The sequence below is a fragment of the Shewanella sp. HN-41 genome (assembly GCF_000217915.1).
Classification (GTDB): Bacteria; Pseudomonadota; Gammaproteobacteria; order Enterobacterales; family Shewanellaceae; genus Shewanella.
In genome coordinates this window covers 493,572-517,260 of the sequence record NZ_AFOZ01000014.1, presented here as the reverse complement: position 1 = coordinate 517,260, position 23,689 = coordinate 493,572, and the positions used below count along the sequence as shown (strand labels likewise).

Annotated in this window: 25 protein-coding genes, 2 tRNA genes and 2 pseudogenes; 12 read left to right on the top strand and 17 right to left on the bottom strand. The window is 45.2% G+C overall.

Annotated elements, in window-relative coordinates; all coding sequences use genetic code 11:
* The first annotated feature begins 26 nt into the window (after positions 1-26).
* The 7 genes from proC to SOHN41_RS04920 all read left to right on the top strand — a co-directional run bounded on the left by proC (position 27) and on the right by SOHN41_RS04920 (position 6,420).
* On the top strand, positions 27-845 hold the full coding sequence (gene proC / locus SOHN41_RS04950; protein ID WP_007646248.1) for a pyrroline-5-carboxylate reductase: 819 nt from the start codon (positions 27-29) through the stop codon (positions 843-845).
* A 43-nt stretch (positions 846-888) separates the two neighbouring features.
* The gene (locus tag SOHN41_RS04945; protein WP_007646247.1) at positions 889-1,437 is read left to right on the top strand and encodes a YggT family protein; all 549 of its coding nucleotides are present in this window, start codon (positions 889-891) and stop codon (positions 1,435-1,437) included.
* Positions 1,437-1,727, top strand: a complete 291-nt coding sequence (yggU, locus tag SOHN41_RS04940; protein ID WP_007646245.1) for a DUF167 family protein YggU — start codon at positions 1,437-1,439, stop codon at positions 1,725-1,727. The genes SOHN41_RS04945 and yggU overlap by 1 nt, the downstream gene beginning before the upstream one ends.
* Before the next feature lie 348 nt (positions 1,728-2,075).
* On the top strand, positions 2,076-2,510 hold the full coding sequence (locus SOHN41_RS04935) for a DUF4426 domain-containing protein (protein ID WP_007646244.1): 435 nt from the start codon (positions 2,076-2,078) through the stop codon (positions 2,508-2,510).
* Positions 2,511-2,633: 123 nt separating this feature from the next.
* Positions 2,634-3,251, top strand: a complete 618-nt coding sequence (gene rdgB, locus SOHN41_RS04930; protein WP_007646243.1) for an RdgB/HAM1 family non-canonical purine NTP pyrophosphatase — start codon at positions 2,634-2,636, stop codon at positions 3,249-3,251.
* On the top strand, positions 3,251-4,417 hold the full coding sequence (gene hemW / locus SOHN41_RS04925) for a radical SAM family heme chaperone HemW (protein WP_007646242.1): 1,167 nt from the start codon (positions 3,251-3,253) through the stop codon (positions 4,415-4,417). The genes rdgB and hemW overlap by 1 nt, the downstream gene beginning before the upstream one ends.
* 152 nt (positions 4,418-4,569) lie before the next feature.
* Positions 4,570-6,420, top strand: a complete 1,851-nt coding sequence (locus tag SOHN41_RS04920; protein ID WP_007646241.1) for a DUF885 domain-containing protein — start codon at positions 4,570-4,572, stop codon at positions 6,418-6,420.
* A gap of 616 nt (positions 6,421-7,036) precedes the next feature.
* Here the strand turns inward: SOHN41_RS04920 and SOHN41_RS04915 are convergent.
* The 5 genes and pseudogenes from SOHN41_RS04915 to trmB all read right to left on the bottom strand — a co-directional run bounded on the left by SOHN41_RS04915 (position 7,037) and on the right by trmB (position 11,370).
* On the bottom strand, positions 7,037-7,978 hold the full coding sequence (locus SOHN41_RS04915) for a LysR family transcriptional regulator (RefSeq protein WP_007646239.1): 942 nt from the start codon (positions 7,976-7,978) through the stop codon (positions 7,037-7,039).
* A gap of 384 nt (positions 7,979-8,362) precedes the next feature.
* Positions 8,363-9,182, bottom strand: a pseudogene (locus SOHN41_RS04910) (YggN family protein).
* 180 nt (positions 9,183-9,362) lie between these two features.
* Positions 9,363-10,277, bottom strand: coding sequence for a glutaminase B (glsB, locus tag SOHN41_RS04905; protein ID WP_007646236.1), 915 nt, complete (start codon positions 10,275-10,277; stop codon positions 9,363-9,365).
* A complete protein-coding gene (locus tag SOHN41_RS04900; protein WP_007646234.1) occupies positions 10,277-10,603 on the bottom strand; it encodes a YggL family protein in 327 nt (108 codons plus the stop codon). Before SOHN41_RS04900 ends, glsB begins: the two co-directional genes overlap by 1 nt.
* A 50-nt stretch (positions 10,604-10,653) precedes the next feature.
* Positions 10,654-11,370 (bottom strand): tRNA (guanosine(46)-N7)-methyltransferase TrmB, encoded by a 717-nt coding sequence (gene trmB / locus SOHN41_RS04895; protein WP_007646229.1) that lies wholly within the window; start codon positions 11,368-11,370, stop codon positions 10,654-10,656.
* Between the two features lie 200 nt (positions 11,371-11,570).
* Between trmB and mutY the strand changes: the two genes are divergently transcribed.
* Together mutY and SOHN41_RS04885 are read left to right on the top strand one after the other, a co-directional pair.
* Positions 11,571-12,662 (top strand): A/G-specific adenine glycosylase, encoded by a 1,092-nt coding sequence (gene mutY, locus SOHN41_RS04890; RefSeq protein WP_007646227.1) that lies wholly within the window; start codon positions 11,571-11,573, stop codon positions 12,660-12,662.
* Between the two features lie 2 nt (positions 12,663-12,664).
* Positions 12,665-12,943, top strand: a complete 279-nt coding sequence (locus SOHN41_RS04885; RefSeq protein ID WP_007646224.1) for an oxidative damage protection protein — start codon at positions 12,665-12,667, stop codon at positions 12,941-12,943.
* Positions 12,944-13,031: 88 nt separating this feature from the next.
* On the opposite strand, the gene SOHN41_RS04880 is transcribed toward SOHN41_RS04885, so the two are convergent.
* Together SOHN41_RS04880 and SOHN41_RS04875 are read right to left on the bottom strand one after the other, a co-directional pair.
* Positions 13,032-13,607 carry a YceI family protein gene (locus SOHN41_RS04880; protein WP_007646222.1) on the bottom strand — a complete coding sequence of 192 codons (576 nt, stop codon included), beginning with the start codon at positions 13,605-13,607 and terminating at the stop codon, positions 13,032-13,034.
* Between the two features lie 4 nt (positions 13,608-13,611).
* Positions 13,612-14,163, bottom strand: coding sequence for a cytochrome b (locus SOHN41_RS04875; protein ID WP_007646220.1), 552 nt, complete (start codon positions 14,161-14,163; stop codon positions 13,612-13,614).
* 389 nt (positions 14,164-14,552) lie between these two features.
* Here SOHN41_RS04875 and SOHN41_RS04870 point away from each other — a divergent pair.
* Together SOHN41_RS04870 and SOHN41_RS04865 are read left to right on the top strand one after the other, a co-directional pair.
* Positions 14,553-14,628, top strand: a tRNA-Phe gene (locus SOHN41_RS04870).
* A gap of 21 nt (positions 14,629-14,649) precedes the next feature.
* Positions 14,650-14,725 (top strand) — tRNA-Thr (locus tag SOHN41_RS04865).
* A gap of 279 nt (positions 14,726-15,004) precedes the next feature.
* Here the strand turns inward: SOHN41_RS04865 and SOHN41_RS04860 are convergent.
* On the bottom strand, positions 15,005-15,190 hold the full coding sequence (locus SOHN41_RS04860) for a hypothetical protein (protein ID WP_007646218.1): 186 nt from the start codon (positions 15,188-15,190) through the stop codon (positions 15,005-15,007).
* Positions 15,191-15,342: 152 nt separating this feature from the next.
* Between SOHN41_RS04860 and SOHN41_RS04855 the strand changes: the two genes are divergently transcribed.
* The gene (locus tag SOHN41_RS04855) at positions 15,343-15,687 is read left to right on the top strand and encodes a DUF3634 family protein (RefSeq protein WP_007646215.1); all 345 of its coding nucleotides are present in this window, start codon (positions 15,343-15,345) and stop codon (positions 15,685-15,687) included.
* 183 nt (positions 15,688-15,870) lie between these two features.
* Here the strand turns inward: SOHN41_RS04855 and SOHN41_RS04850 are convergent, their stop codons facing one another.
* The 9 genes and pseudogenes from SOHN41_RS04850 to phrB form a co-directional block, all read right to left on the bottom strand.
* Complete coding sequence (locus tag SOHN41_RS04850; protein WP_007646213.1) at positions 15,871-16,416, bottom strand: DUF3833 domain-containing protein; 546 nt, start codon at positions 16,414-16,416, stop codon at positions 15,871-15,873.
* Positions 16,404-16,973, bottom strand: a complete 570-nt coding sequence (locus tag SOHN41_RS20575; protein WP_086017343.1) for a chalcone isomerase family protein — start codon at positions 16,971-16,973, stop codon at positions 16,404-16,406. The genes SOHN41_RS04850 and SOHN41_RS20575 overlap by 13 nt, the downstream gene beginning before the upstream one ends.
* Positions 16,974-17,543 (bottom strand): annotated as a pseudogene (locus SOHN41_RS20570) (DUF2878 domain-containing protein); the annotation flags it as partial.
* 73 nt (positions 17,544-17,616) lie between these two features.
* On the bottom strand, positions 17,617-18,885 hold the full coding sequence (locus tag SOHN41_RS04835) for an SAM-dependent methyltransferase (protein ID WP_007646211.1): 1,269 nt from the start codon (positions 18,883-18,885) through the stop codon (positions 17,617-17,619).
* A gap of 1 nt (position 18,886) precedes the next feature.
* On the bottom strand, positions 18,887-19,711 hold the full coding sequence (locus SOHN41_RS04830) for a DUF1365 domain-containing protein (protein ID WP_007646209.1): 825 nt from the start codon (positions 19,709-19,711) through the stop codon (positions 18,887-18,889).
* Positions 19,708-20,958, bottom strand: a complete 1,251-nt coding sequence (locus SOHN41_RS04825) for an NAD(P)/FAD-dependent oxidoreductase (protein WP_007646207.1) — start codon at positions 20,956-20,958, stop codon at positions 19,708-19,710. The genes SOHN41_RS04830 and SOHN41_RS04825 overlap by 4 nt, the downstream gene beginning before the upstream one ends.
* Complete coding sequence (locus SOHN41_RS04820; RefSeq protein WP_007646205.1) at positions 20,955-21,755, bottom strand: SDR family NAD(P)-dependent oxidoreductase; 801 nt, start codon at positions 21,753-21,755, stop codon at positions 20,955-20,957. The genes SOHN41_RS04825 and SOHN41_RS04820 overlap by 4 nt, the downstream gene beginning before the upstream one ends.
* Positions 21,755-22,201, bottom strand: coding sequence for a nuclear transport factor 2 family protein (locus SOHN41_RS04815; protein ID WP_007646203.1), 447 nt, complete (start codon positions 22,199-22,201; stop codon positions 21,755-21,757). Before SOHN41_RS04815 ends, SOHN41_RS04820 begins: the two co-directional genes overlap by 1 nt.
* Positions 22,202-22,224: 23 nt before the next feature.
* Positions 22,225-23,658, bottom strand: coding sequence for a deoxyribodipyrimidine photo-lyase (phrB, locus tag SOHN41_RS04810; RefSeq protein WP_007646201.1), 1,434 nt, complete (start codon positions 23,656-23,658; stop codon positions 22,225-22,227).
* Positions 23,659-23,689: the final 31 nt, after the last annotated feature.

Here is a 23,689-nt window from a genome sequence, read left to right as displayed (position 1 = left end):
GCGATTAATCAACAAACGAGAATCACATGGATCAACAGAAAATCTGCTTTATCGGCGCAGGTAATATGACCCGCAGCATCATTAGTGGCTTAATCCGCAGTGGCTATCCCGCAAGGCTTGTTCAAGCCACAAATCCAAGCCAAGGTAAGTTAGATGCACTCGAGGCCGATTTTGGGGTTTTAGTTTCTCAAGATAATTTAATCGCCGCCAAAAATGCCGATGTCATAGTGTTATCAGTGAAACCGCAGTTGATGCAGCAAGTATGTGAAGCCTTACAGACGGTGGATCTATCACAGAAGTTAGTCATCACTATTGCAGCAGGCATTAAGGCGAGCCGTTATAGCGAATACCTCGCGCAGTCCGTTACCCTTATCCGCGCAATGCCGAATACCCCAATGCAAATAGGGGTTGGTATGACAGGGCTCTTTGCACCTCAATCCCTGTCTGCAGAGCAAAAAGCCATCTGTGAGCGTCTCATGTCAAGCGGTGGCGACATCGTCTGGGTGAATGAAGAAGCGGATATTAATAAAGTGATCGCACTGGCTGGCAGTTCGCCTGCTTATTTCTTCCTGCTGATGGAGTCTATGATAGATGCGGGTAAACAAATGGGAATGGATGAAGCAAAAGCCAGAAGTTTAGTACAGCAAGCAGCCCTCGGCGCTGCTATGATGGCCAAACAAAACCCGAATCTTACTCTTGGTAATCTAAGGGAAAATGTCACATCAAAGGGCGGAACCACTGCCCAAGCCATTGCGACATTTGAGGCCGCCGATATGCGGGGATTAGTGAAAAAAGCCATGGAAAATTGCATTAACCGTGCAGAGGAAATGGCTGCAACATTTTAGCTTTAACGCTTTTTTTATCGAACTCACATAGGCAGAAATATCGATGAATGCATTAACCTTTTTAATCAACACATTCTTTGATTTGTATTTAATGGTGGTGATATTGCGGATCTGGCTACAATTGGCTAGAGCCGACTTTTACAATCCTTTCAGTCAGTTTATCGTAAAGGCCACCCACCCCCTTATCGCGCCGATGCGCCGAGTGCTCCCTTCTGTGGGGAGATTCGATACCGCCTCTTTCGTGCTCGCCCTACTCGTTGTTATCGCAAAATTATTGCTAATAAGCCTTATTGCTGGTGGTGGATTTGATATTCTGCTGTTTCTCGTATTTGCCTTAGTGTCTGTGGTAAAAAAAGCGGGAGTACTGCTCTTTTGGATGCTGATCATTCGCGCCATTTTAAGCTGGTTTAATCAAGGCTATAACCCCATAGTGATGATTATGGACCAACTAACAGAGCCTGTTTTAGCCCCCGTTAGGCGTATTATCCCCCCTATCGGCGGGTTAGATTTGTCCGTAATGGTTGTTATTATTGGCATGAACTTCATCAACATGCTGCTCGCTCAATATGTCCCTTACTGGGCAATCATTTGATGAGTGCTATTATTTTGCAGCAAGGCGACTTGCTGCTTAATCTGTATATTCAACCTAAGGCGAGTCGAGATCAAATAGTGGGGCTGCATGGCGATGAGCTCAAAGTTGCCATCACAGCACCGCCCATCGATGGTAAGGCCAATGCGCACTTGAGCAAGTATTTAGCTAAAGCGTTTAAAGTCCCTAAAAGTGATGTTCACATCCTAAAGGGTGAACTTGGCCGCCACAAACAAGTTCGCATTATTGCACCAAAACTTATTCCACCCGAAGTCAATGCCTTGATTGAATAAGCGCGAATATGTATTAGTAAAAAATTCCTTTGGAAGCCATAGGCCCTGTATACCCAAACAACCTCAAGATGCAGGATTCAGCGGGAATTTAACGCACTTTAGGCAGGGCGGCTATTAGCAGACTTAGTGGGCTAAGTTAAAAATAGCCAGCACGACATAAAAGTGCGTTAAAACCCACCGGGACGGAGCGCCTAGGCACTCCACTTCCGTGTTGCATCAATTCAAAAGGTAGTCGACATTCTGTCATTGATACGCCTTGAATTGAAGCACCCTAGGCGCCCTGAAACTCGTATCTTGAAGTAGCTTGGGTATATACTCAAGACTCCACTAATATGAAGGTATCCAATCATGTTTCGTCACCTCCTCTTACTGCTTGCGTTAACCGCAAGTCTATGCGGCGTAGCAAACGCCGAACAAAAAGAAACTGTCGGTAATTTTGATATTCATTACATGGCATTAGGCAGCACATTTTTAACTCCTAGCATAGCTAAGTCCTACGGCATCGAACGCAGCAGCTATACGGGGATCATCAATATCGCCGTATTAGATACGAGTGCAACGGACTCACCAGCGGTTCCCGTTGACATTACAGGCGTAGCTAATAACCTGTTAGATGCACGTATTGATTTGAAATTTAGAGAAATCCGCGAAGGTAATGCTATTTATTACATTGCAGAAGTGCCTTACCGAGACGATCAAGAGATCAACTTCAATATCGCCATCAAACACGGTAATGAACTCAATACCAACCTGCAGTTTAAACAAAAATTTTACGTCGAATAGCACCTCAACAATCCCTATTCGGGCGATGTAAAACCACATCGTCCGGCCCCTTTCGCTGTCCTTTAACCCTGAGCTTGGGTATCATTGCCGCAGTATAAGTCGCCCCAATGATATAGGTGTTCCATGCAACAGATTGTCCTCGCCAGTGGTAACAAAGGTAAACTCGCCGAATTTGATCAAATGCTAGCCACTTATGGTGTAAAAGTGCTGCCGCAGAACCAATTTAACGTCAGTGACGTCGAGGAAACGGGCACTACCTTTGTGGAAAACGCCATTATCAAGGCAAGGCACGCGGCTCAAATCACCGGCCTTGCCGCGATTGCGGACGACTCAGGCCTAGAAGTGGACTTACTCCAAGGCGCTCCAGGTATTTATTCGGCTCGCTACGCAGGTGAAGCCGCCAAAGATCAAGATAATGTGCTGAAGTTGCTTGAAACATTAAAAGACAGTCCTGCCCCTCGCACAGCCAGATTCCAATGTGTATTGGTGTATATGCGCCACGCCAAAGATCCCACCCCGATTATTTGCCAAGCCTCCTGGGAAGGGCAAATTGGCTACGAACAACGCGGCGACAATGGCCATGGTTACGATCCAATTTTTATCCCTGAAAATTATCCATGTAGCGCGGCAGAGCTGAGCAGCAACGAGAAAAATGCCTTAAGCCATCGCGGCAAAGCCCTAGTACAACTCTTAGCCGCAATGCAAGCCCAAGGCGTGTTAACCGGCGGGAATGCACAATAATGTCGTCAACTGCCGTGACTACTGCGATGAAACTCGAACTGCCACCACTCAGCCTGTATATCCATATTCCCTGGTGCGTACAAAAGTGCCCCTACTGCGACTTTAACTCCCATGGTCAAAATGGTGAGCTGCCACAGCAGGCCTATGTTGATGCGCTTCTGGAAGACTTACGCCAAGATTTACATCTGGTCCAAGGTCGAAAAATTCATACCATTTTTATTGGCGGTGGCACACCATCCTTATTCGATGCATCGCAAATCAAACGCATACTCGATGGTGCTAATGCGCTGATCCCCTTTAGTGATAATATCGAAATCACCATGGAAGCCAACCCTGGCACCCTAGAACACGATGACTTCAGCGCTTACCGTGCAGCCGGTGTCACTCGTTTATCTATCGGGGTGCAGAGTTTTTCTAAGGATAAGCTCAATTTACTCGGGCGTATTCACGATCAAAACGAGGCACAAATCGCCGCTCAAAAAGCCAGCCAAGCGGGATATTTAAGTTTTAACCTCGATTTAATGCATGGATTACCGAACCAACGTTTTGCTGAAGCCATGGCCGATATTGACACCGCTGCGGCGCTCAATCCTCCCCACCTGTCTTGGTATCAGTTGACGATAGAACCCAACACCCTATTCCACTCAAAACCACCGCAGCTGCCCGATGACGAAGCGCTCTGGCATATCTATGAGCAAGGTCAACAAAAGCTGGCCGAATTAGGGTATGAGCAATACGAAATATCCGCCTATGCGAAACCCGGTTACCAATGTCGGCATAACCTTAACTACTGGCAGTTTGGTGATTATCTAGGTATAGGTTGCGGTGCCCACGGCAAGGTGACCTTGCCAGAGGAAAACCGCATCATACGCACGGTAAAAATTAAGCATCCCAAGGGTTACCTGAGTGCCAGCAACTACACCTTCGAATCGATTGACGTTGCAGAGGAAGACCGCGCGCTCGAATATTTAATGAATCGTCTGCGCCTGATGACCCCAATCCCTAAGCAAGAATTTGAACTGCGCACCGGACAACACAGAGACACACTGGCCGAAGGAATGGAAAAGGCTAAACAGCGAGGGTTACTCACAGAATCGACCGAACATTGGCAATTAACCAGTAAAGGTCATATGTTTGTGAATGATTTACTGACACAATTCTGCTAAGCCTGTTGTTAAAATAGCTATATAAATAATGTGTTAGTGGTCAATGGCGCAGTTTAATACTATTACTGCTAACACATTTTCTAACATTAATATTCATACATTCTTACTTAGCTTCTTTAGAATTGATGCAACTCAATCTAGGAAGCCTGATCATGCCAATAAAAACGAAAATCAGCTTAGTCGCACTGACCCTTTCAGCGCTGTTGACCATTCCCGCGTATGCCGCACCAACCTCGCCAGCTTTACACAGTGCAAGCGAACCAGTGAATGCGGTAACGCAAACTGAGTCAGAAAAAGCCAATGCCTTGTTCGAAACCATCTTCATGGAAAACATCATGGCAAGCCCCATTTCGCAAACCTATATGGGGATCAAGCAAGACTATGATAAATGGGATGAACTGGGTGATACAGCCGATGATAACGCCCTAGCGCGCACGAAAAAACAACTGGCACAGGTCAATCAGATTGATGCGGACAAACTCGACCCACAAACAAACCTTAGCCTTACCTTACTAAAACAAAATCTGCAAAATGACATCGAAGATGACCAATGGCGCTACCATAATTACCCTGTGAATCAGATGTATGGCGGCCACTCTATGATCGCCTCCTTCTTGATTAACCAACATCAAATCACAGATGTCAGCGATGCCAAGGCCTATATCAACCGCTTAAATGGCGTGCCCAAACGCTTAAGTCAATTACAGACAGTATTAGCCGTTCGCGCAGATAAAGGCATTATCGCGCCTAAGTTCGTATTCGCTTATGTAATTTCAGACAGCCAGAACATTATCAAAGGTGCGCCCTTTGATAAGGGCGACGATAGCGCGCTACTCGCAGATTTTCGCCGTAAAGTGAACGCATTAGCGATCCAAGAAACAGAGAAGCAAGCACTACTTAAACAGGCTGAGCAAGCACTAGTTACTCAAGTAGAACCCGCCTATAACAAGCTCATCAGTTACGTCAAAACCTTAGCAGCTAAAGCTGATGACCGCGATGGTGCGTGGAAGCTTCCTAACGGAGCCGTCTTCTACAATAATGCCTTGGCCCGTACTACCACGACCAATATGACCGCCGATCAAATCCATGACTTAGGTCTTTCAGAGGTGGAACGTATCCACAATGAAATGCGCGCCATTATGAAGAAGGTCAATTTTAACGGCGATTTACAGCAATTCTTTAGCTTTATGCGTGACGATCCCCAGTTCTACTACCCCAATACCGCCGAAGGCAAAGCCGCTTATTTAGCCGAGGCGACTAAGCTCATCGACAATATGAAATCGCGCTTAGATGAAGTGTTCAAAGTAAAACCTAAGGCCGCCATGATAGTGAAACAGGTTGAAGCTTTTAGGGAAAAATCAGCAGGCAAAGCCTTCTATGAGCAACCGGCACCGGATGGTTCGCGTCCAGGTAGCTACTATGCAAACCTATATGACATGAAAGCCATGCCCAAATACCAAATGGAGGCGTTGGCCTACCACGAAGGTATTCCTGGTCATCATATGCAGATCGCCATTTCCCAAGAACTGCAAAATATTCCTAAATTCCGTAAGTTTGGTGGCTATACCGCATATATCGAGGGCTGGGGTTTATATAGCGAATCTTTCCCGAAAGAAATGGAACTCTATGCCGATCCTTATTCTGACTTTGGTCGCCTAGCAATGGAGCTGTGGCGTGCATGCCGCTTAGTCGTAGATACAGGTATCCACGCCAAAAAGTGGACCCGCGAGCAAGGTATAGCCTATTACGTGGATAATACGCCAAATGCTAAATCGGATGCCGTGAAAATGGTTGAACGCCATATCGTTATGCCATCTCAAGCGACGGCCTATAAAGTGGGGATGATTAAACTACTGGAACTAAGGCATAAAGCAGAGCAACAGCTTGGTAATAAATTTGATATTAGGGACTTTCATACTTTAGTACTAGCGAACGGCGCATTGCCATTAGATGTACTCGAAGAGCAAGTTGACCAATGGATTGCCAGTAAAAATAAGGCCTGATAGCAACTGATAGGGAGGCATAGGGAAGTGCCTCCGATGAACCTTACATGGGACGAATAGAGCCCAATAAAAAACGCCACGTACTCCGTGGCTTTTTTATTGGATTTATTACCTATTTGATAATAAAACCCTATCTCACTGTGGGTCACTATATTTGATGTATTAATTTCAAAAACTCAATACTCGATGCGACTTTAGGGTACAGAGAGACAAAACTTGTCCCAGAACTAAACCACCAGAAAAAATTACCTCAGCTATAGGGCTGAGGTAAACCAAAAACTAGGATGATGGTTTAAAAGCCAACATTGTTTTAGTTCGAAAACTTCTGCTGGCGGTGATCTAGAACTGCATTTCTGCCAACCTGTACAGCCATATCGAAAGGGGTCATTTCCAATATGAGTATAGGACTCAGGTCATTCCAAATCAGCTGTCGCCATTGTATTCAAATAAGAACAGAGTTCAAGTGCACTTAACAAGCATGCTTTAGAAACCCCTAAAAAATCGAACGCCAATATACCAACAAACAAAACATAACCAACTGATTAACAAACAAAAATTAACAACAAAAACCAACCAGAACCACATAAGACTGATTTTGAGAACAATGTTTTCATTTTTACTGACGTTTACTAAAGAGTTCAGCGTAGGGAATATCCCAATAGGGCGGATTTCCTATGTGATCTTTGATAAATTCGATAAAGGCACTGACCTTAGGAGCAAGGTGCTTACGACGTGGATAAACCGCTTGCAAAGGTAAGTGGTGGGTCAATTGCCAATCCTTTAACAAAGGCACTAAGGTCCCCTTAGTGATCTCATCTTCCATCAAATAACTGGCTAAATACACAATACCTAGGCCACTAATAGCCGCAGATTTTAATGCAGGGGCATTATCAACCCTGAAATTCCCTGACACCCCAATTTCACAGTAATCATCACCCTTCCTAAATTGCCACATACTGTGTTCATGCCACTCGCCTTGATAGACTAAACAATTGTGGTCAACCAATTGTTCAGGACGAGTCGGTTCTCCATGCTTGGCAACATAATCCGGGGAAGCAACGAGGAGGAATTGGCACTTCATTAAGGGTCTTGCAACCATTCCCAAAGGCAATTGTTCTGACATAGTAAGCAGTAAATCAAGACCTTCACTCACCACATCCACCTTATGGTCAAGTAAACTCACCTGCAGTTCGAGTTCAGGATGTTTCGCCATAAAGGATGGTAAGGCTGGAATAATATGCATAGCGCCAAAAGACTGGGATATACCCACTTTCAGCACCCCTCGGGTAGCGTCGTTCAAATTATGAACACTTGCAATTGCCTGCTCAGCATCACGCAGTAGCTCTTCCCCTTGCAGATATAACAAATGTCCAGCTTCAGTCAGACTTAAGCTTCGAGTGGTACGTTGGATTAATTGAACACCAAGTCTATGTTCAAGATCGGCTACCTGCGTACTGACCTTAGACTTAGAGATCCCAAGCCTTCTTGCGGCGGAGCTAAAACTACCAGCTCTGGCCACATGAGTAAAAATCGCAATAGGTTCTAACAGTTCTAACATTGAAAGTCGCCTTAAGCAGTTTACGACAATGATATTAACTTTCGGTATAACACAGGAATACAGCATAAAATAGCTGCATACTCAATTTTGCATTAATATCCCATGGCAAAATGTATTTATTGCAGAGATTTAGACCGAAAAAGTCCGCTGAAGTAGAGTATTTTATCTGACTGGATGGTCAGCTTTTCATTATATTTTAAGAGTATACCAAACATTAGTCTTTAGACTGTAACATTCCATACTAAATAGCCGCAAGCACCACCATATCGCTCATATCAATGCCCATATTCCCCTATAACGCCAAAGCCCTAGTACGATTACCGTAGCTAGGGCTTTGGATCTCAAAGATTGAGTACTTAGAGTGAATGGTCACTCACTAAACTGTCATTCACGCAGCTCACTGGATGAGTTTTGTGTCAAAGCATAGGAGGCTAATTCAGGTACTTCCTTACGCAATTGGTTTTCAAGCACTAACAGCTCTTCAAATCGGTCACATAAACGGTCGGCTTTTGCTTCTAGCCCCTTAGATTGGGCCTCAATTTGTTGCTCTATATCTTGGCCTAAGTTATCCATTTTTTGGGAGAAGGCATCCATCTTGGCTTCAAAACTATCACCGTCACCCGACATGATTTGGCCACCTATAGTCATCATAATGGTGCCAATTGAATTCTGGACAATTTGCTCCATTTCCTGCTCGAATTCATCATTAAAGGTGTTCTGCATCGAGTCTTCCGTTGCCCCTAAATAGAAACTATCGCCATGCTTGTAGGCCACTGAATCAACACGTTTCTGCACGCCAGCCATCATTTCATCGAGCTTAGCACCGGCTGCATCACCCATTAAAGGTGTTAATGCCATACTCACAGCTTGGGAAGCCAGAGCGACAGCCTCGTTCACGATTTCAATCACTTCAGGCACTTGCGTCGAGACTTCATCGGCGTATTGGGTCACTAGCTTTTTTGTTTATCGGTTAAGTTAACTTGTTTACCCTCTACAAATAACTTATCGGCTTCTATGCGATACTTCTCAGTGCCCTTCTCGCTCATAACTAATTTTTAGGTTCGATCTTCACATCATAATTTAAAGACACGTCACAGCGGTCATCGGTATTCGGCTCAGTTTTCGCTTGAGCGAGTTGTAAAGTCGATACTGTGAAAATCATTCCAGACACAGCTAAACCCATCATCAGCTTATTTATTTTCATTTTTGGTCATCCTTTGATATGAAGATCGATAAAATTTAACAACTAAAAGATGATTTGCAGAAGACATGCCAACTATTTAAGCTATTGATTATTAAATACTTATAAAATTAGCACTAAAGAACAAATAGTGAAATTCACTAACTTTTAGCCGATTAGTGCTAATAAAAATGGGAAATAAAGCTAGAAGATAGATCGGCCAAGACGCTGGCTTAAATGCTCCAGCATAGCGGTACCCGCAAGGGAGTTGCCTTGATTATCGAGTTCAGGTGACCAAACACATATGGATAACTCGCCAGGGATAACCGCAATAATCCCACCACCTACACCACTTTTACCCGGCATACCAACACGATAGGCAAATTCACCCGCACCATCGTATAAGCCCGAAGTCGCCAACAGCGCATTCAGTTGCCGAGTTTGCACCTGAGAAATTAGTTCAGTACCATCCAAAGTTTTGCCGCGATTAGCCAAATACAACATGGCCTTAGACAAGTCAGCACAATTCATCTTTAGGGCGCAATAATGAAAATAGGTGCGCAGCACTGTATCGACATCGCCTTGAAAATTACCAAAGGACTTCATCAAATAAGCGATAGCCGCATTGCGCGCACTATGCTGATATTCTGAATCCGCCACTTGTTTATCGAAACACACTTTATCGTTTTGGCTTAGTTGCCTGACTAACTCAAGCATCCTGTGTTTAGGCGCACCTAAACGACTCTGCAATAAGTCAGCAATCACTAACGCGCCAGCATTGATAAAGGGGTTACGCGGCTTGCCACGTTCTAACTCGACTTGGACAAGAGAATTAAAGGAATGCCCCGAAGGCTCTTTGCCAACACGGCTCCAGATTTCGGCCTCTTCATATAAGTTTAAGGCTAAGGTTAAGCTGAAAACTTTAGAGATACTTTGAATTGAAAACGGCTCAAGGTAATCGCCCGCACCTAAGGTTTCACCATCAACAGTTGTGATGGCAATGCCTAATTTACCAGCATCAACGCTGGCCAGTGCGGGGATATAATCTGCAACCTTTCCTTGGCCGAGCAAGGGTCGAACTTTGTCGACCACTTCCTCAAGTAATGCCAACTCGGGCATTAACTCCACCAAATGTCGTACAGTTCGCTAACTTCAACCTGAGAAACTTTTTGGTTCGCCCAGAATGCCTTAACTGCAGCAATATCTTCTTCGGTGCATTTGCCGATCGTTTGGGTTGCGATAATGCCTTCCCATTCGATATGACCGCCACCGTGGAAACCTAATTTGCGGGCTTCAATCACTTCATCGATGAATTTATCTACCGTTGCATCGATATCGGCTTCAGATACTGATGCATCAAAAGTCCAAGCCATATCAAAACCTAACTCTTGGAATTCATCAACGCGCATTTTCTTACGTAAACGACGGCTACGATTAGTTGCCATAGTGACTTTCCCCGTTGTGTTAAAAAATTAATAAAAATGAGAGTGCTAGATTAAGCGATACGCTCAAACATCAGATCCCATACCCCATGACCCAATCTATGGCCGCGGGCTTCAAACTTTGTCAATGGGCGGTGATCAGGACGTGGCACCACAGTGCCATCTGCCGATTGGTTTTTATAACCGGGCGCCACATTCATCACTTCGAGCATGTGTTCGCTATAGTTTTCCCAATCTGTCGCCATATGGAACACGCCGCCAACTTTTAGTTTACGGCGAATAAGTTCAGCAAATTCGGCTTGGACTATGCGGCGCTTATGGTGACGTTTTTTATGCCAAGGATCGGGGAAAAACAATTGCACTCGGGCTAATGAACCGTCGGCAATTGCATGCTCTAATACTTCCATCGCATCGTGATGATAGACCCGTAGATTAGTCACACCCGCAATGGCGGCATCACTTAAGCAAGAACCGACACCTGGTTTATGCACTTCAATACCAATAAAATTTTGCTCTGGTGCGTCTTTAGCCATTTGCACTAAAGAGGCGCCCATGCCAAAGCCAATTTCCAGCACAGTATCAGCCTCACGGCCAAAAACGTCGCTCAGTACCAATGGCGTTGGGCTGTAATCTAAGCCCATGGTTGGCCACTGGCTTTCAATGGCATGTGCCTGCCCCTTAGTTAGGCGACCTTCTCTTAGGACAAAGCTTCTGATCTTACGCAGATACTTGCCTTCTTCATTAAATTCAGCGGTAGTGACTTCGCTCATTTTTGCCTCGTCTCGTGGACAGCACCATAATAAAAGAAGGGCATTATCCAAAGTTCAACATACAGTGCAAGCACTAATGGCGCCAAAGTATACCAAGATTATTTGAGAGTGCGAATTTAGCGGTGATTTTCGACTTTTTAGCCCTTATTCACTTGTCTTTTGAGCTTGTCTAAGAAGATAACTGCCGCTACACTGCGCCGATGAAATCTACAGCCTCCTTTGCTACACGTATCGTCTCTTGGTACGACAATCATGGTCGTAAAACCCTCCCTTGGCAGCAGGATAAAACCCCATATAGCGTATGGGTTTCTGAAATCATGCTACAACAAACTCAGGTTGCGACTGTTATTCCCTATTACCTTAAATTCATGGCGCGTTTCCCCGATGTGTTAGCACTCGCTAACGCGCCAGATGATGAGGTGTTGCATCATTGGACTGGCCTTGGTTATTACGCTAGGGCGCGTAATCTGCATAAAGCCGCCAAGATGATCCGTGATGATTATCAGGGATTATTTCCAACGGATTTTGAGCAAGTACTGGCTCTGCCTGGCATTGGTCGCTCGACGGCTGGTGCGGTATTGTCACTATCACTTGGGCAACATCACCCGATCCTCGACGGTAACGTCAAACGCGTGTTAGCAAGACACGGCGCTATAGCAGGTTGGCCGGGGCAAAAAAACGTTGAAGAACAGCTTTGGCAGCTGACCGATACGTATACACCGCAGCAAAATATTCAGAAATATAATCAAGCCATGATGGATATTGGCGCCAGTATTTGCACTCGTAGCAAACCTAACTGCGCCGCCTGTCCAGTCGCTATTGATTGCAAAGCTCAGCTCATTGGTAGACAAACCGACTTCCCCGGTAAAAAGCCTAAAAAAACCATACCGACCAAAGCGGCGTGGATGTTGGTACTGATGCAAGACAACCAAGTCTTTTTAGCTAAACGTCCACCAGCGGGAATTTGGGGCGGACTTTGGTGTTTCCCTGAGTTTGCCACTCAAGTCGCACTCGAAACCCATATCGAAGAGCAAGGGTTTGCTGCGCAGCAACTCGAATGGTTAACTGGCTTTAGGCACACATTTAGCCACTTTCATTTAGATATTCAGCCCATGATGCTTAATTTAGATAACAGCCACGGCAATAAGCAGAGCGTGGGCGCTGTCATGGAACAAAACCAGTCTCTCTGGTATAACATAAGTCATCCTTCCAAAGTGGGACTCGCCGCCGCCACCGAGCGCGTGCTAGCCAATTTGGGAACACTCGTTCAATCCGCAGTCAGTAAGGAATAATCATGGCGCGTACAGTCAATTGCGTATATTTAAATAAAGAAGCCGACGGCCTAGACTTTCAACTGTATCCAGGTGATTTAGGTAAGCGCATTTTTGATAACGTCAGCAAAGAAGCTTGGGGCCTATGGCAAAAAAAGCAAACCATGCTGATCAACGAAAAAAAACTCAATATGATGAATGTTGATGATCGTAAGTTTCTTGAAGAACAAATGACCTCTTTCCTCTTTGAAGGTAAAGAAGTTGAAATTGAAGGCTTTGTGCCTGAAAAAGACCAAGATTAATTATTGTCGTTAACTTAACGATAAAGCTCACAAAAAAGCGCCTTTCGGCGCTTTTTTGTTTATTCATCTCGTGAAGAATAACTGAGCGTTACTTACGCACACCTTCAACCACTAAATCTAACTCAACATGGCTAGACGCTGGGCCTAAATCCATTTTGATACCGAAATCTTTCATCGCGAAGGTGGTGGTGCCAGTAAAACCGGCACGGTAACCACCCCAAGGATCTTGGCCTTCACCCACGGCATGGGCATTAATCGCTAATGGCTTAGTGACACCATTTAAGGTTAAGTTGCCATTAATCACTAAATCGCCATTTCCTTTATCTTCCACCGAAGTAGATGCAAAGGTCGCTTTAGCGAATTTGCCAGTATTAAGGAAATCTTCGCTGCGAATATGTTTATCACGCTCGGCGTGGTTTGAATCCACGCTTAAGGTATTTACAGTCACATTCACTTTAGCTTCAGTCGGTTTAGCCGCGTCATAACTAAAGTCACCACTAAAATCATTAAAACGACCAACGACATAGCTATAACCTAAGTGGCTCACTTTAAAGGTAATAGAGGCATGTGCTCCTTCACGGTCAATGACATAGTCCGCCGCTGAAGCCGCCATCGGAGCCAATAGAGATGCACCAACCAGTGCGCTTAACAGTTGCTTTTTCATTGTATTATCCTCGATTAAATTTAATCATTTTGAGTAGAGTTGCGTCTTTATCGATAAAGTGATGCTTTAATGCACCTGCACCGTGGATCACGACGAGTGCAATTAAGCTATAAGCTGCGTATTGGTGGATATCGCCCGCTATATCAGCTTGGTTTTCAAACAAAGGTCCAAATCCTGGTAGTTCAAACCAGTCAAACACCATAATTCCCCGACCTTCTGCCGTTGAAATTAAAATCCCTGTAAACATGATCATCAGCAGCAAGGCATAAATAGCTAAATGCGCAATATGGGCCGCCTGCTTTTCCCACTGTTTATGATCCGCCTCTGGTGCGGGTTTAGGGTTCACTAAGCGCCACAACAACCGTAGTAAAGTCACTGCCAAGAGTAAAATTCCTATGCTTTTATGTAGATGCGGCCCTGTCTTGTACCAAGCGCTGTAGTAGGTTAACTCCACCATCCACACACCGACTGCAAACAAGCCTATTACGATTAAAGCACTAACCCAATGGGTCGCAATGGCAATCAATCCATAAGACAACTGACTATTTCGAAACATACTGCGACTCCATACCCGCGATTTCTCATACCATAGATGAAATAATGTTCATTATCATAAATCTAAATTTAAAAACTAAAATCAGTAAAAATCGCTCATATCTTTCGAAATTTTAGAAAATAGACCCGAAATCGAGATTTATGAGCACAAATCTATTTGTAAACATCAGTATCCTTCTGCTTAAAAAATACAACTAACCAATGAAATTGGCCCGAATTCGTCAAGTAGTAGATAAAAAACATCCAAGATGTGCATTAAACAGCCGAACGAGTTATTTGTCAGGAAAAAGCACTTGCAGAGGTGAAACTCACTAGCTAATATAGCCGCACTTCGAACGAGGCGGCTTTATGCAGCAGGTTCGCAGTAGTCAACTAACGCTTAGTTTAGTTGCCCGAATAGCTCAGTCGGTAGAGCAGAGGATTGAAAATCCTCGTGTCCCTGGTTCGATTCCGGGTTCGGGCACCACTATTTTGCAGTAAAAGTTTAGCCGGCATAGCTCAGTTGGTAGAGCAACTGACTTGTAATCAGTAGGTCCCGAGTTCGACTCTTGGTGCCGGCACCATATAAACAACGAAGCCACTCAAACGAGTGGCTTTTTTGTCTCTGAAATTTGGTTATATCCACAGGTGATGGTTTTACATCAGCAAGAGTACTCAACCCCTTGCCGCGCAACTGACTTACTCTCGATAATTCCAGTAGGTCCCGAGTTCGACTCTTAGTACTGGCACCATATAAACAACGAAGCCACTCAAACGAGTGGCTTTTTTGTCTCTGAAATTTAAATATTTTATCTCTGATAGTTTGAAATGTTCAGAGCAGAGCCAACTGACTTACTACTAGTTTATTTGTTTAATTCGAGTGGCATAGGCCTATCACCGGCTTGCACTTGATGTTGAACATGGCGCCACCCTTGAGTCAGTTCACTAAGGTATGCTTTTCTCTCGGGGAAATGCATAGAAAGTTTATCGAGAACATCGATTTGCATCTTACATAATAATGACCAACGATCCGCATTTGATAAGTACATAGTGTTTTCCTTAACTGGGGGTGAGTTTTCCTTGGACAATTAAGTTTAGGCTGAAACCCTTTTATAGCCAATTCAAAATTGCGTGTTAGCGCACTGTTAAAATACCTCACTCCAGAGTATCTTTGCTCTATAAACATAAGATAGGAGGCATTATGACAGCCGATATTTTCAAACTCATTTTTGTTGTGATTGGCTTATTTCTGGTTTACAAGCTGATATTTAGCGGCAAAAAGGGGCTCACGATTTTTGAAATGCATTTTAAAGATGGCCGTATGACCCAACATAAGGGCAAGATCCCTGAGCGCTTCGAGCGCGAATGCCGCCACATTGCTAAAACCGAAAAACTGACTTGTACAATAAGGGCGGAAAAATCTGGAGATGTACGCTTACATATTTCTGCCAATGTGAGTGACAATGTGAAGCAAAGGATCCGTAATCTATTTCCCTTCGAGTATTACGATAAAAAATTCGTTGATAACAGTCGTCAAGCTGGCTAGTTCTTCTTATTTTCCCTAGCAACTTCAATACTTAATTGAGGTTGCTACTGTTTTCTAACGCATTGTCCTTAATGAAACTTAAAGTCACAGTAAGGACAAGCGGTTAACGATAAACTAAGTCGTGCACTCCTTAGCACTCAGTGTTTTTTATCATTCACTCAAATCAAACAAAATTGGCTGTTCTTATTTTTGGATCACTAAAGTCACCTGGGCGACTGTGATGCCAAACTTAATAATATCACTCTGATTTATAATGGTATTGTCATTCACTAAGAACATCCAATCGTCAAAATGAACTTGATACTCATCGCCATCCACGGGCAATAACATATCGTATTTCCAACGTAGCGCACTACCGCTAGATTGACCATCGGCGGTGCCGATAATGTCACCCGCAGTTCCCGAGTATCGCCCTTCCCCTAGTGCTTTAATGCGCCACACTCGGGTTTGAGTTTCGCCATCGTCATAGACAAACCATTCATTAATGACGCCCTCGTTTCCCTGCCAACTGGCTTCCATAGTGACATTGAATTTGCGGATCACTTTGCCACTAAAATCATGCACTATCCCAGACGCTGTTAATGACCCATTAAAGAATGATTCCAACACCAGTGTTGGGTGAGTGTCTTTATAATCTGTCACTTCCACCGATGAGCAACTCGATAGCAGCCCTATTATGATCAGGCCTAACAATAACTTTCGACCGATAAGCCCAGCTAACAATCGCATGGTTTTTCTCCGAGTAATTGCGCCCGCAAACTCGGACGGCTAGTGTCTTTCGATAACCAAATCGCTAAAAATGCCTCCGCAAAATCAGCATCGTGGATAATATCGAGTGGTTGATGATTAAAGAAAAACTGACTCGTTTGCCCATCCATAACCTTAAAACTTAAATGGTCGCCCTGCTTCACATCTGGCCAAGTGGCGGTTAATAAACTGAGCCAACGCTGGATATCATTTTCGGCAAACGCTAAATGCTGCCATTGATCCTTTGTCGCCTCTAACAGATCTTCAAAGACTATATCTCGATAATATTCAATATCTAACAGCAGAGGATATTGCCCCTTTTGATAACGGCCAGTTACCGTCATCAGTCTCGCCTTATACAAACTAAACCACAGCCAATCCATTTCTCCGCGCCCCACCTCCAAAAAAGTCTGTGTCACATCGGCGGTATCATTCAACTCGATACTAATATTCTCAAAATCAGGCGTTTTCGCCTCTAATGCTTTTAAAGGTGCGGTCAATAAACCGAGCGCCAATAAACTTAAGCTACTTAAATTCAAAACAGTAACAGAGCGAGCCTTAGTGCTTCGATTAACGCCATAGGAATTAGCAAGTTGGATTAAAAATGGCAGCAAGACTAGCCAAACAAAACATAACACCACAGCAGAAATGACATTACCGTAGGGTAAATTAACCGCATTAAACTGTGCGCCCGCGACATAGCTTAACGCGCCAAATATTCCTCCGAGTAACGCCTGAAACATCAGCGGTAAGGGTCGCATAAAGGCCAAGCTATGATTCAAACTCAAGCCAAAGTGCAGCCATAAACAGCCAAGCCACCAAGGTAAGGTTGCAAACTCGAACAGTCCTAAAACCGACAGCACAGTGTCAATGCCTATCCCTAGGGCGGCAACCTTGAGCATTAATTGTAAATCCACTTGGTGATACTCGTGCTTACCTAAGGCGGCTAACAAGATAAAGTGAATCAATAACAAAGGGATAGTAAGCAGCAGTGAGCTGTTAAGCCAAAGCACGCTAGACCACCACACCAGCTGAAAACTCAGGGCGTTATAGAGAATAAAGCCCTGATGTTTAGGCAGATGCCGAGAGTTAGCTAACATTGACTTCATCTTTGCCTCACTTTTATCTTGCTATAACTAAAGCGATGATTTTATTTAAACGAACGCATTTAAATACATGTAGCTAAACGGATTTCACCTCGAAAAGGCGATTATTGGGAATGCGATAGTCTGGACGTACGGCAACTAAATGCACTGTGCTGGTGGTGCGTTCTAAAAATCCACCCTCGCAATAACTTAGGTAGAATTTCCACATGCGGATAAAATCTTCGCCATAACCTAAGGTTTGGATTTCACCCACAGCATGATCGAAATTCCCATGCCAATGCCGCAGAGTTTTAGCGTAATCGAGCCCCATATCATTGAGCGACCAGACCACCATATCCGTCTGTTTCGCGATGTGACCGACCATTTGGCTGACAGAGGGTAAGCAGCCACCGGGGAAAATATAGCGCTGAATAAAATCCACGCCTTTGCGATAACTGTCGTAACGTTGATCGGCAATCGTTATCGCCTGAAGCAGCATGCGCCCATGGGGTTTTAACAGTGATTCCAGCTTTTTAAAGAAACCCGGCAAATATTCATGCCCTACCGCTTCAATCATCTCGATAGAAACAACCCTGTCGTATTGCCCCGTCAGATTGCGATAATCTTCGGTCAGCAGCGTCACTTTATCGCTTAGTCCTTCACTTTCAACGCGCGCTTTGGCATAGGCGTATTGCGCATCAGAAATCGTTGTCGTTGTCACCTGCACGTCATAATGCTTTACCGCATAAATAGCCAGTGCGCCCCAGCCGGTGCCAATTTCCAGTAAAGTTTGACCCGGCTGTAAATCGAGGCGCTCGCAAATAGTCATCAGCTTAAACAGCTGAGCTTCCTGCAAACTGGCTTCCTCATGGGGATAAAGCGCACTCGAGTACAACATTTCACGGTCGAGGAATTGCTCGTACATGGCATTACCTAAATCGTAATGGGCCAGAATATTGCGCTTCGAGCCCTGCTGCGAGTTACGATTCAGCACATGCTTCACACGGTTTATCGTGCCCGTTAACCAAGAAAACTTGGCTTCAATCCTATCGAGCAAAGCTAAATTGCGGGCAAACAGTTGCACGACTTTGGTGAGATCTGGGCTCGTCCAATGGCCTTGAATATAGCCTTCACCCGCACCAATGGAGCCTGAAAGCATGATTTGGCGATAAAAACTGGGGTGTTTAACCACTAAGGTCGCGTGTAAATCGGTATGACTCTCACCAAAACGATAGCTCTTGTCGCCCTCAACCAAGGTCAAGCAGCCGTGGGGCAGACTTTCCAGCGCCTTAAGCAAGACTTTACGCGCAATACTGTCGGGCAGTTTCCCTGTGTCGACAGAGGCCTGTGAAGCAGTATTTTCCATGTTATTTCTCCACCTGAGCTGGATGCGGCACAAAGGGCACACGTTTGAAAAAGAGTTTCAGCGCTTGCCAATAAATCCCGAAAAAGATCTTGAGCGTCATAAAAGGGAAGCGAAACAACAGCATCCGCAAATTGGCCGCCGTGATCGGTTGGCGTTTCATCACAAGATTGGCATTAAACAATTTTTTGCCATTTTCCTGCATCGACTTGTTTTCAATACCAATATTTAAGTCTTCACTCGGCGCAGCCACATGCCAGAGATAACGCATATCGAGGGTCATAAAAGGGGAAACGTGAAACACCTTGTCAGACGGTTTGGGCGCGGCTACATCCACTAAATAGCAATGGCGCTGATCCCAAGGCGTGTTACTCACCTCGGCCAACATGTATAAAGGCGTTTGATCTTGATAACAAAAGTAAAAATTGACAGGGCTGAAATACACACCCAAATGACGGATCTGCCCCACAAACAAGACTCGGTCGCACAGCTTATCTGCACCTAACTCGGCCACTTGAGCCAGCACTCGACTCTTCAGTGCCGCGGCGCTCGGATCGGCAACGACTACTTCACCGCTGTTATTGGATTTAGTCGTAAAGGTCGTTAAATAATCCCTTGGATTAAATCTCAGTAAAGCACGGCGCTGACTGGCAAAAATACGCCCCATGGCACTTATCTTGTCGACTTCATCTAAGTCAATCGCCAGCAGCGCCATTGCATAACTAAAACTATGTTTAATCGGCGTAAAACGGCTGTGGGATACAGTACCGTAATAAATGCCGCTATTTAGCTCTGGCATATTGGGACCTGTCACATTTAAAGCTGTCATAGGCTGACACCAAAATGGGCACACACATCCAGTGCACTGCGAACACCATCTTCATGGAAACCATTGTGCCAATAGGCTCCTGCAAAATGAGTATGATTTTGACCGGATATTTCCTCACGGCGGCCCTGGGCCTTAAGGCTAGCTTCGTTAAACACTGGGTGGGCATAATTGAAACGGCGTATCACTTTCGCCTCATCAATCAACTCTGACTGATTCAAGGTGACACAAAACGTCGGCGCATTAGCTGGCAACTGCTGCAGTATGTTCATGTTGTAAGTCACTGACGCTGGACGTTTTAGATTGCCGTCAAGCCGATAGTTCCAACTCGCCCAAGCCACTTTTCGCTTAGGCAAGATACTTGTATCCATATGCAGCACCACATCGTTATTCTGATAGCTGAGATCGCCTAGAATGGCGCGTTCTGTTGGCGTGGGATCGTTTAACATCCGCAGTGCTTGGTCGCTATGACAGGCTAAAATCACCTCATCGAATTCCAACCATTCACCGTTAACCGCTAGCTTCACCCCATTGCCATGGCGTTCAATACCCGTCACGGGGGAGTTAAGGCGAATATTGTCTTTAAAGGGCGCAATAAGATCAGGAATATAACTCCGTGAACCGCCCTTTAACACATACCACTGGGGTCTATCACTGACATTTAATAAACCATGGTGCTGGAAGAAACGAATAAAAAACTTCAACGAAAACGCGCGCATATCTTCTATGCTCGAAGACCAAATCGCCGCCCCCATGGGCAAAATATAGTGCTCGGCAAAAAAGCGCGAAAAGTTTTCACTGTCTAAATATTCACCTAAGTTACCTTCAGGGTAAATATCCTGTTGATAGAGTGCCTTACAGCCTTTATTGAAGCGTAGAATTTCTTTTAAAAAGGCCCAAAAGCGCGGATTCAGCAGGTTACGCTTTTGGGCAAACAAACTCCCTAAATTGTGGCCATTATATTCAAGCCCTGTCAGCGCATTATGGACGCTGAAACTCATCTCAGTCGGTAATATGCTGACATTGAGGCGAGCCAATAAACGTTCAAATCGTGGATAGGTTCTGTCGTTGAACACGATAAAACCTGTGTCTATGGCGTAGGTTTGTCCTTGGTGCTCCACATCGACTGTCGCCGTATGGCCGCCAATATAGTCATTGGCCTCAAACACTGTGATCTTATGCGACTCGCTTAATAGATGGCCGCAGGTTAATCCAGAAATGCCGGTGCCGACGATGGCGATATTTTTCATACACTCTTGTCCTTAAGCGGCTTGGCTTGAGTATCGTTTGCAATCATTTTTTGCCATACAAAGGCAGGTAAAAACGACATTAATTTCAATGGATAAGTAAAGCGTCGCGGAAAATGGATCTCGCGCTTGCCACCTTTCAGCCCATTACGTATCGCCTTAGAAGCGGTTTGTACACTCACTTGCATTGGCATAGAAAAATCATTTTTTGCGGTCAGTGGTGTCGCCACAAAACCAGGGCAAACCAAGCTCACGCCTATGTCATTCTTGGCAAGATCAAGCGCGAGACTCGAGGCTAAATACTGCACGCCAGCTTTAGAGGCGCCGTAGGCTTGCGCGCGAGGGAAAGGCAGATAAATAGCGCTGGAACTCATTAAGCCAATACGTGAACCCCTTGGCATTAAAGGTAAAAATGCCCCGAGGCAATATCCCATCGCAATCAAATTGGTATGGACGACGCGCTCGAATAACACATCATCGAAGGCCTTCGCATCGTCTATGTACTCACAACTGCCGGCATTCAAAATCACCAAATCGAGCTGGCAATCGGTTTTCGCCAATAGCTCGGCTAAATCTTGGCCAGCTTGTTGAACTTGGTCGCGCTGGGATATATCAAAAATTAACAGCGTGGCACCTACGAGTTCATTCAAGGCTAACGCATCTAATCTTTCTTGGGAGCGGCCACAGGCAATGACGTGCCAACCTAAGGCTAAATAATCCTGCGCCAGTTGCAGCCCAATGCCTGAGCTTGCACCTGTAATCAGCACTGAATTTATTTTCAATGGCTTAACAACGTCCATTACTTAGCCGCCCTGTCTTTGAGCAAGCGGATAAGGCCGCCCATGCAAGGCAAATGCTCATACAACATTTGCCCTAGGTCGAAGTAATCCCTGTGAAAATAAATCTTGTCGTTGAATTTAAGTTGGCTCATGCCATCGACACGGATAAGTCCGCCTTTATTCAACTTAGGGTGGCAATATTGCATCTGCCAAAATAGCGCAGCTTGATTCGCATCCTGCTGTACTTCTTTGATCTCAAACTGAATATGCTTAACATTCTTATATAACTTCGCGAAGTACTGAGTTAACGATGCTAGCCCGGTGATTTGATGCATAGGATCGGTAAAGCTAATACTGTCGTCATAAACCTGAGCTAACAAATGCAAGTTATCTTTATTCAAAGCTTGATAAAGCTGAATAAAATCATCAACAAGCGTATTAGTCTCAGTCGTCACTTGGTTTGTCATCTGGTTATTGCTCCTGATCCTATTTATTGGGCCGCGGCCTTTTTCAATACGCCTAGTACGGTTAACGCCCTTGCTCTTGCTGCACTGTGCTCGACAATCGCACTCGGGTAAGCCGTTTGAGTGTTGAATAACGGCGGTTCAAACAAGGACGGTGTCTGCGCTGTACTGGGTTGATGTAATTGCTTAATTCCCCAAGATGCGAGCTCTGGTAAGTACTTACGGATGAAGCTGCCATCTGGATCAAACTTTTCACTCTGGCTCATAGGATTAAAAATGCGGAAATAGGGCTGGGCATCGCAGCCACAACCAGCGGACCACTGCCAGCCGCCATTATTCGCGGCTAAATCACCATCGATGAGCTTTTGGCGGAAATAACGCTCGCCCCAACGCCAATCGATCAGCAGATGTTTAGTCAGGAAACTCGCCACCACCATACGCAAACGGTTGTGCATCCAACCCGTTTGATTGAGTTGGCGCATTGCCGCATCGATAATCGGATAGCCTGTACGACCTTCACACCAAGCGGCAAACTCCTGCGGATTGTTGCGCCACTGCACATGGTCGGCTTGCCGATTGAAATTGTGACTCTTAGATAAGTCAGGAAACGCCACCAGCAAATGACGATAAAACTCACGCCAGGTAAGCTCATTTAACCAAGTACGGGCTGGGCTAGTGTCATCGGCAATCACCTCAGGAAAGTGATGCAGCAGCGCGGCAACACATTGTCTTGGGCTAACCACACCAATGGCCAGATAGGGTGACATTGAACTGGTGCCATCGATGGCAGGAAAATCCCTATCTTGCTTATAATCCTGCACTTTCTGTTGAATAAATGCCGAGAGTAAAAGCTTTGCCTGCCCTTCTCCCGCTGCCCAAAATTCACTCGATACTTTAGTGACATGGTTAAATAAAAGCGGCTTTGGCTCGGCCAACACAGGTCCAAGCGGCGCCGGAACTGGAAGCGGCAAAATGGCATGGCGGGCGGCAATTTCTCGCCACTTACGGCTAAAAGGCGTGAACACCTTATACATGTCGCCGGACAAGTTCAGCACTGTGCCCGGCTTAAGCAAACAATGCTCTTCGGTTAACACTAGAGGGATACCCACCTGAATACAGGCTTGGTCGCGCTGTTGCTCATTAATCTCAGGCTCACTGCCGGCAAACACGCGGCCAATACCCTGCTGTAGACAGTAATGACCGAGAAACCTAGGCACATCGGCAAAGGTATCTAGCTGAATTAATTCGAATGTAATACCCAGACTCGCCAGCCCTTGGGCAAGTAAATTGATGTGACGTTCGATAAAATCTAACTGGATGGGCGCCACATCATGGCGTTGCCACTGGCTTGGGGTAGCGATGTAAATGGCCTTAAGTGCCACGCTATTCGCCCGCGCCCAATCGCAAGCGGCGGTTAGCGCTTGATTATCGGCAAGGCGTAAATCCTGGCGAAACCACATCAGTGCATTATTGCCCTGCGCTTCTTTTGGG

What these genes read in the sequence shown, in the direction of transcription:
- proC (WP_007646248.1), top strand. Translation starts at nt 27, where the DNA reads ATGGATCAACAGAAAATCTGCTTTATCGGCGCAGGTAATATGACCCGC.
- SOHN41_RS04945 (WP_007646247.1), top strand. Translation starts at nt 889, where the DNA reads ATGAATGCATTAACCTTTTTAATCAACACATTCTTTGATTTGTATTTA.
- yggU (WP_007646245.1), top strand. Translation starts at nt 1,437, where the DNA reads ATGAGTGCTATTATTTTGCAGCAAGGCGACTTGCTGCTTAATCTGTAT.
- SOHN41_RS04935 (WP_007646244.1), top strand. Translation starts at nt 2,076, where the DNA reads ATGTTTCGTCACCTCCTCTTACTGCTTGCGTTAACCGCAAGTCTATGC.
- rdgB (WP_007646243.1), top strand. Translation starts at nt 2,634, where the DNA reads ATGCAACAGATTGTCCTCGCCAGTGGTAACAAAGGTAAACTCGCCGAA.
- hemW (WP_007646242.1), top strand. Translation starts at nt 3,251, where the DNA reads ATGTCGTCAACTGCCGTGACTACTGCGATGAAACTCGAACTGCCACCA.
- SOHN41_RS04920 (WP_007646241.1), top strand. Translation starts at nt 4,570, where the DNA reads ATGCCAATAAAAACGAAAATCAGCTTAGTCGCACTGACCCTTTCAGCG.
- SOHN41_RS04915 (WP_007646239.1), bottom strand. Translation starts at nt 7,978, where the DNA reads ATGTTAGAACTGTTAGAACCTATTGCGATTTTTACTCATGTGGCCAGA.
- glsB (WP_007646236.1), bottom strand. Translation starts at nt 10,277, where the DNA reads ATGCCCGAGTTGGCATTACTTGAGGAAGTGGTCGACAAAGTTCGACCC.
- SOHN41_RS04900 (WP_007646234.1), bottom strand. Translation starts at nt 10,603, where the DNA reads ATGGCAACTAATCGTAGCCGTCGTTTACGTAAGAAAATGCGCGTTGAT.
- trmB (WP_007646229.1), bottom strand. Translation starts at nt 11,370, where the DNA reads ATGAGCGAAGTCACTACCGCTGAATTTAATGAAGAAGGCAAGTATCTG.
- mutY (WP_007646227.1), top strand. Translation starts at nt 11,571, where the DNA reads ATGAAATCTACAGCCTCCTTTGCTACACGTATCGTCTCTTGGTACGAC.
- SOHN41_RS04885 (WP_007646224.1), top strand. Translation starts at nt 12,665, where the DNA reads ATGGCGCGTACAGTCAATTGCGTATATTTAAATAAAGAAGCCGACGGC.
- SOHN41_RS04880 (WP_007646222.1), bottom strand. Translation starts at nt 13,607, where the DNA reads ATGAAAAAGCAACTGTTAAGCGCACTGGTTGGTGCATCTCTATTGGCT.
- SOHN41_RS04875 (WP_007646220.1), bottom strand. Translation starts at nt 14,163, where the DNA reads ATGTTTCGAAATAGTCAGTTGTCTTATGGATTGATTGCCATTGCGACC.
- SOHN41_RS04860 (WP_007646218.1), bottom strand. Translation starts at nt 15,190, where the DNA reads ATGTACTTATCAAATGCGGATCGTTGGTCATTATTATGTAAGATGCAA.
- SOHN41_RS04855 (WP_007646215.1), top strand. Translation starts at nt 15,343, where the DNA reads ATGACAGCCGATATTTTCAAACTCATTTTTGTTGTGATTGGCTTATTT.
- SOHN41_RS04850 (WP_007646213.1), bottom strand. Translation starts at nt 16,416, where the DNA reads ATGCGATTGTTAGCTGGGCTTATCGGTCGAAAGTTATTGTTAGGCCTG.
- SOHN41_RS04835 (WP_007646211.1), bottom strand. Translation starts at nt 18,885, where the DNA reads ATGGAAAATACTGCTTCACAGGCCTCTGTCGACACAGGGAAACTGCCC.
- SOHN41_RS04830 (WP_007646209.1), bottom strand. Translation starts at nt 19,711, where the DNA reads ATGACAGCTTTAAATGTGACAGGTCCCAATATGCCAGAGCTAAATAGC.
- SOHN41_RS04825 (WP_007646207.1), bottom strand. Translation starts at nt 20,958, where the DNA reads ATGAAAAATATCGCCATCGTCGGCACCGGCATTTCTGGATTAACCTGC.
- SOHN41_RS04820 (WP_007646205.1), bottom strand. Translation starts at nt 21,755, where the DNA reads ATGGACGTTGTTAAGCCATTGAAAATAAATTCAGTGCTGATTACAGGT.
- SOHN41_RS04815 (WP_007646203.1), bottom strand. Translation starts at nt 22,201, where the DNA reads ATGACAAACCAAGTGACGACTGAGACTAATACGCTTGTTGATGATTTT.
- phrB (WP_007646201.1), bottom strand. Translation starts at nt 23,658, where the DNA reads ATGTGGTTTCGCCAGGATTTACGCCTTGCCGATAATCAAGCGCTAACC.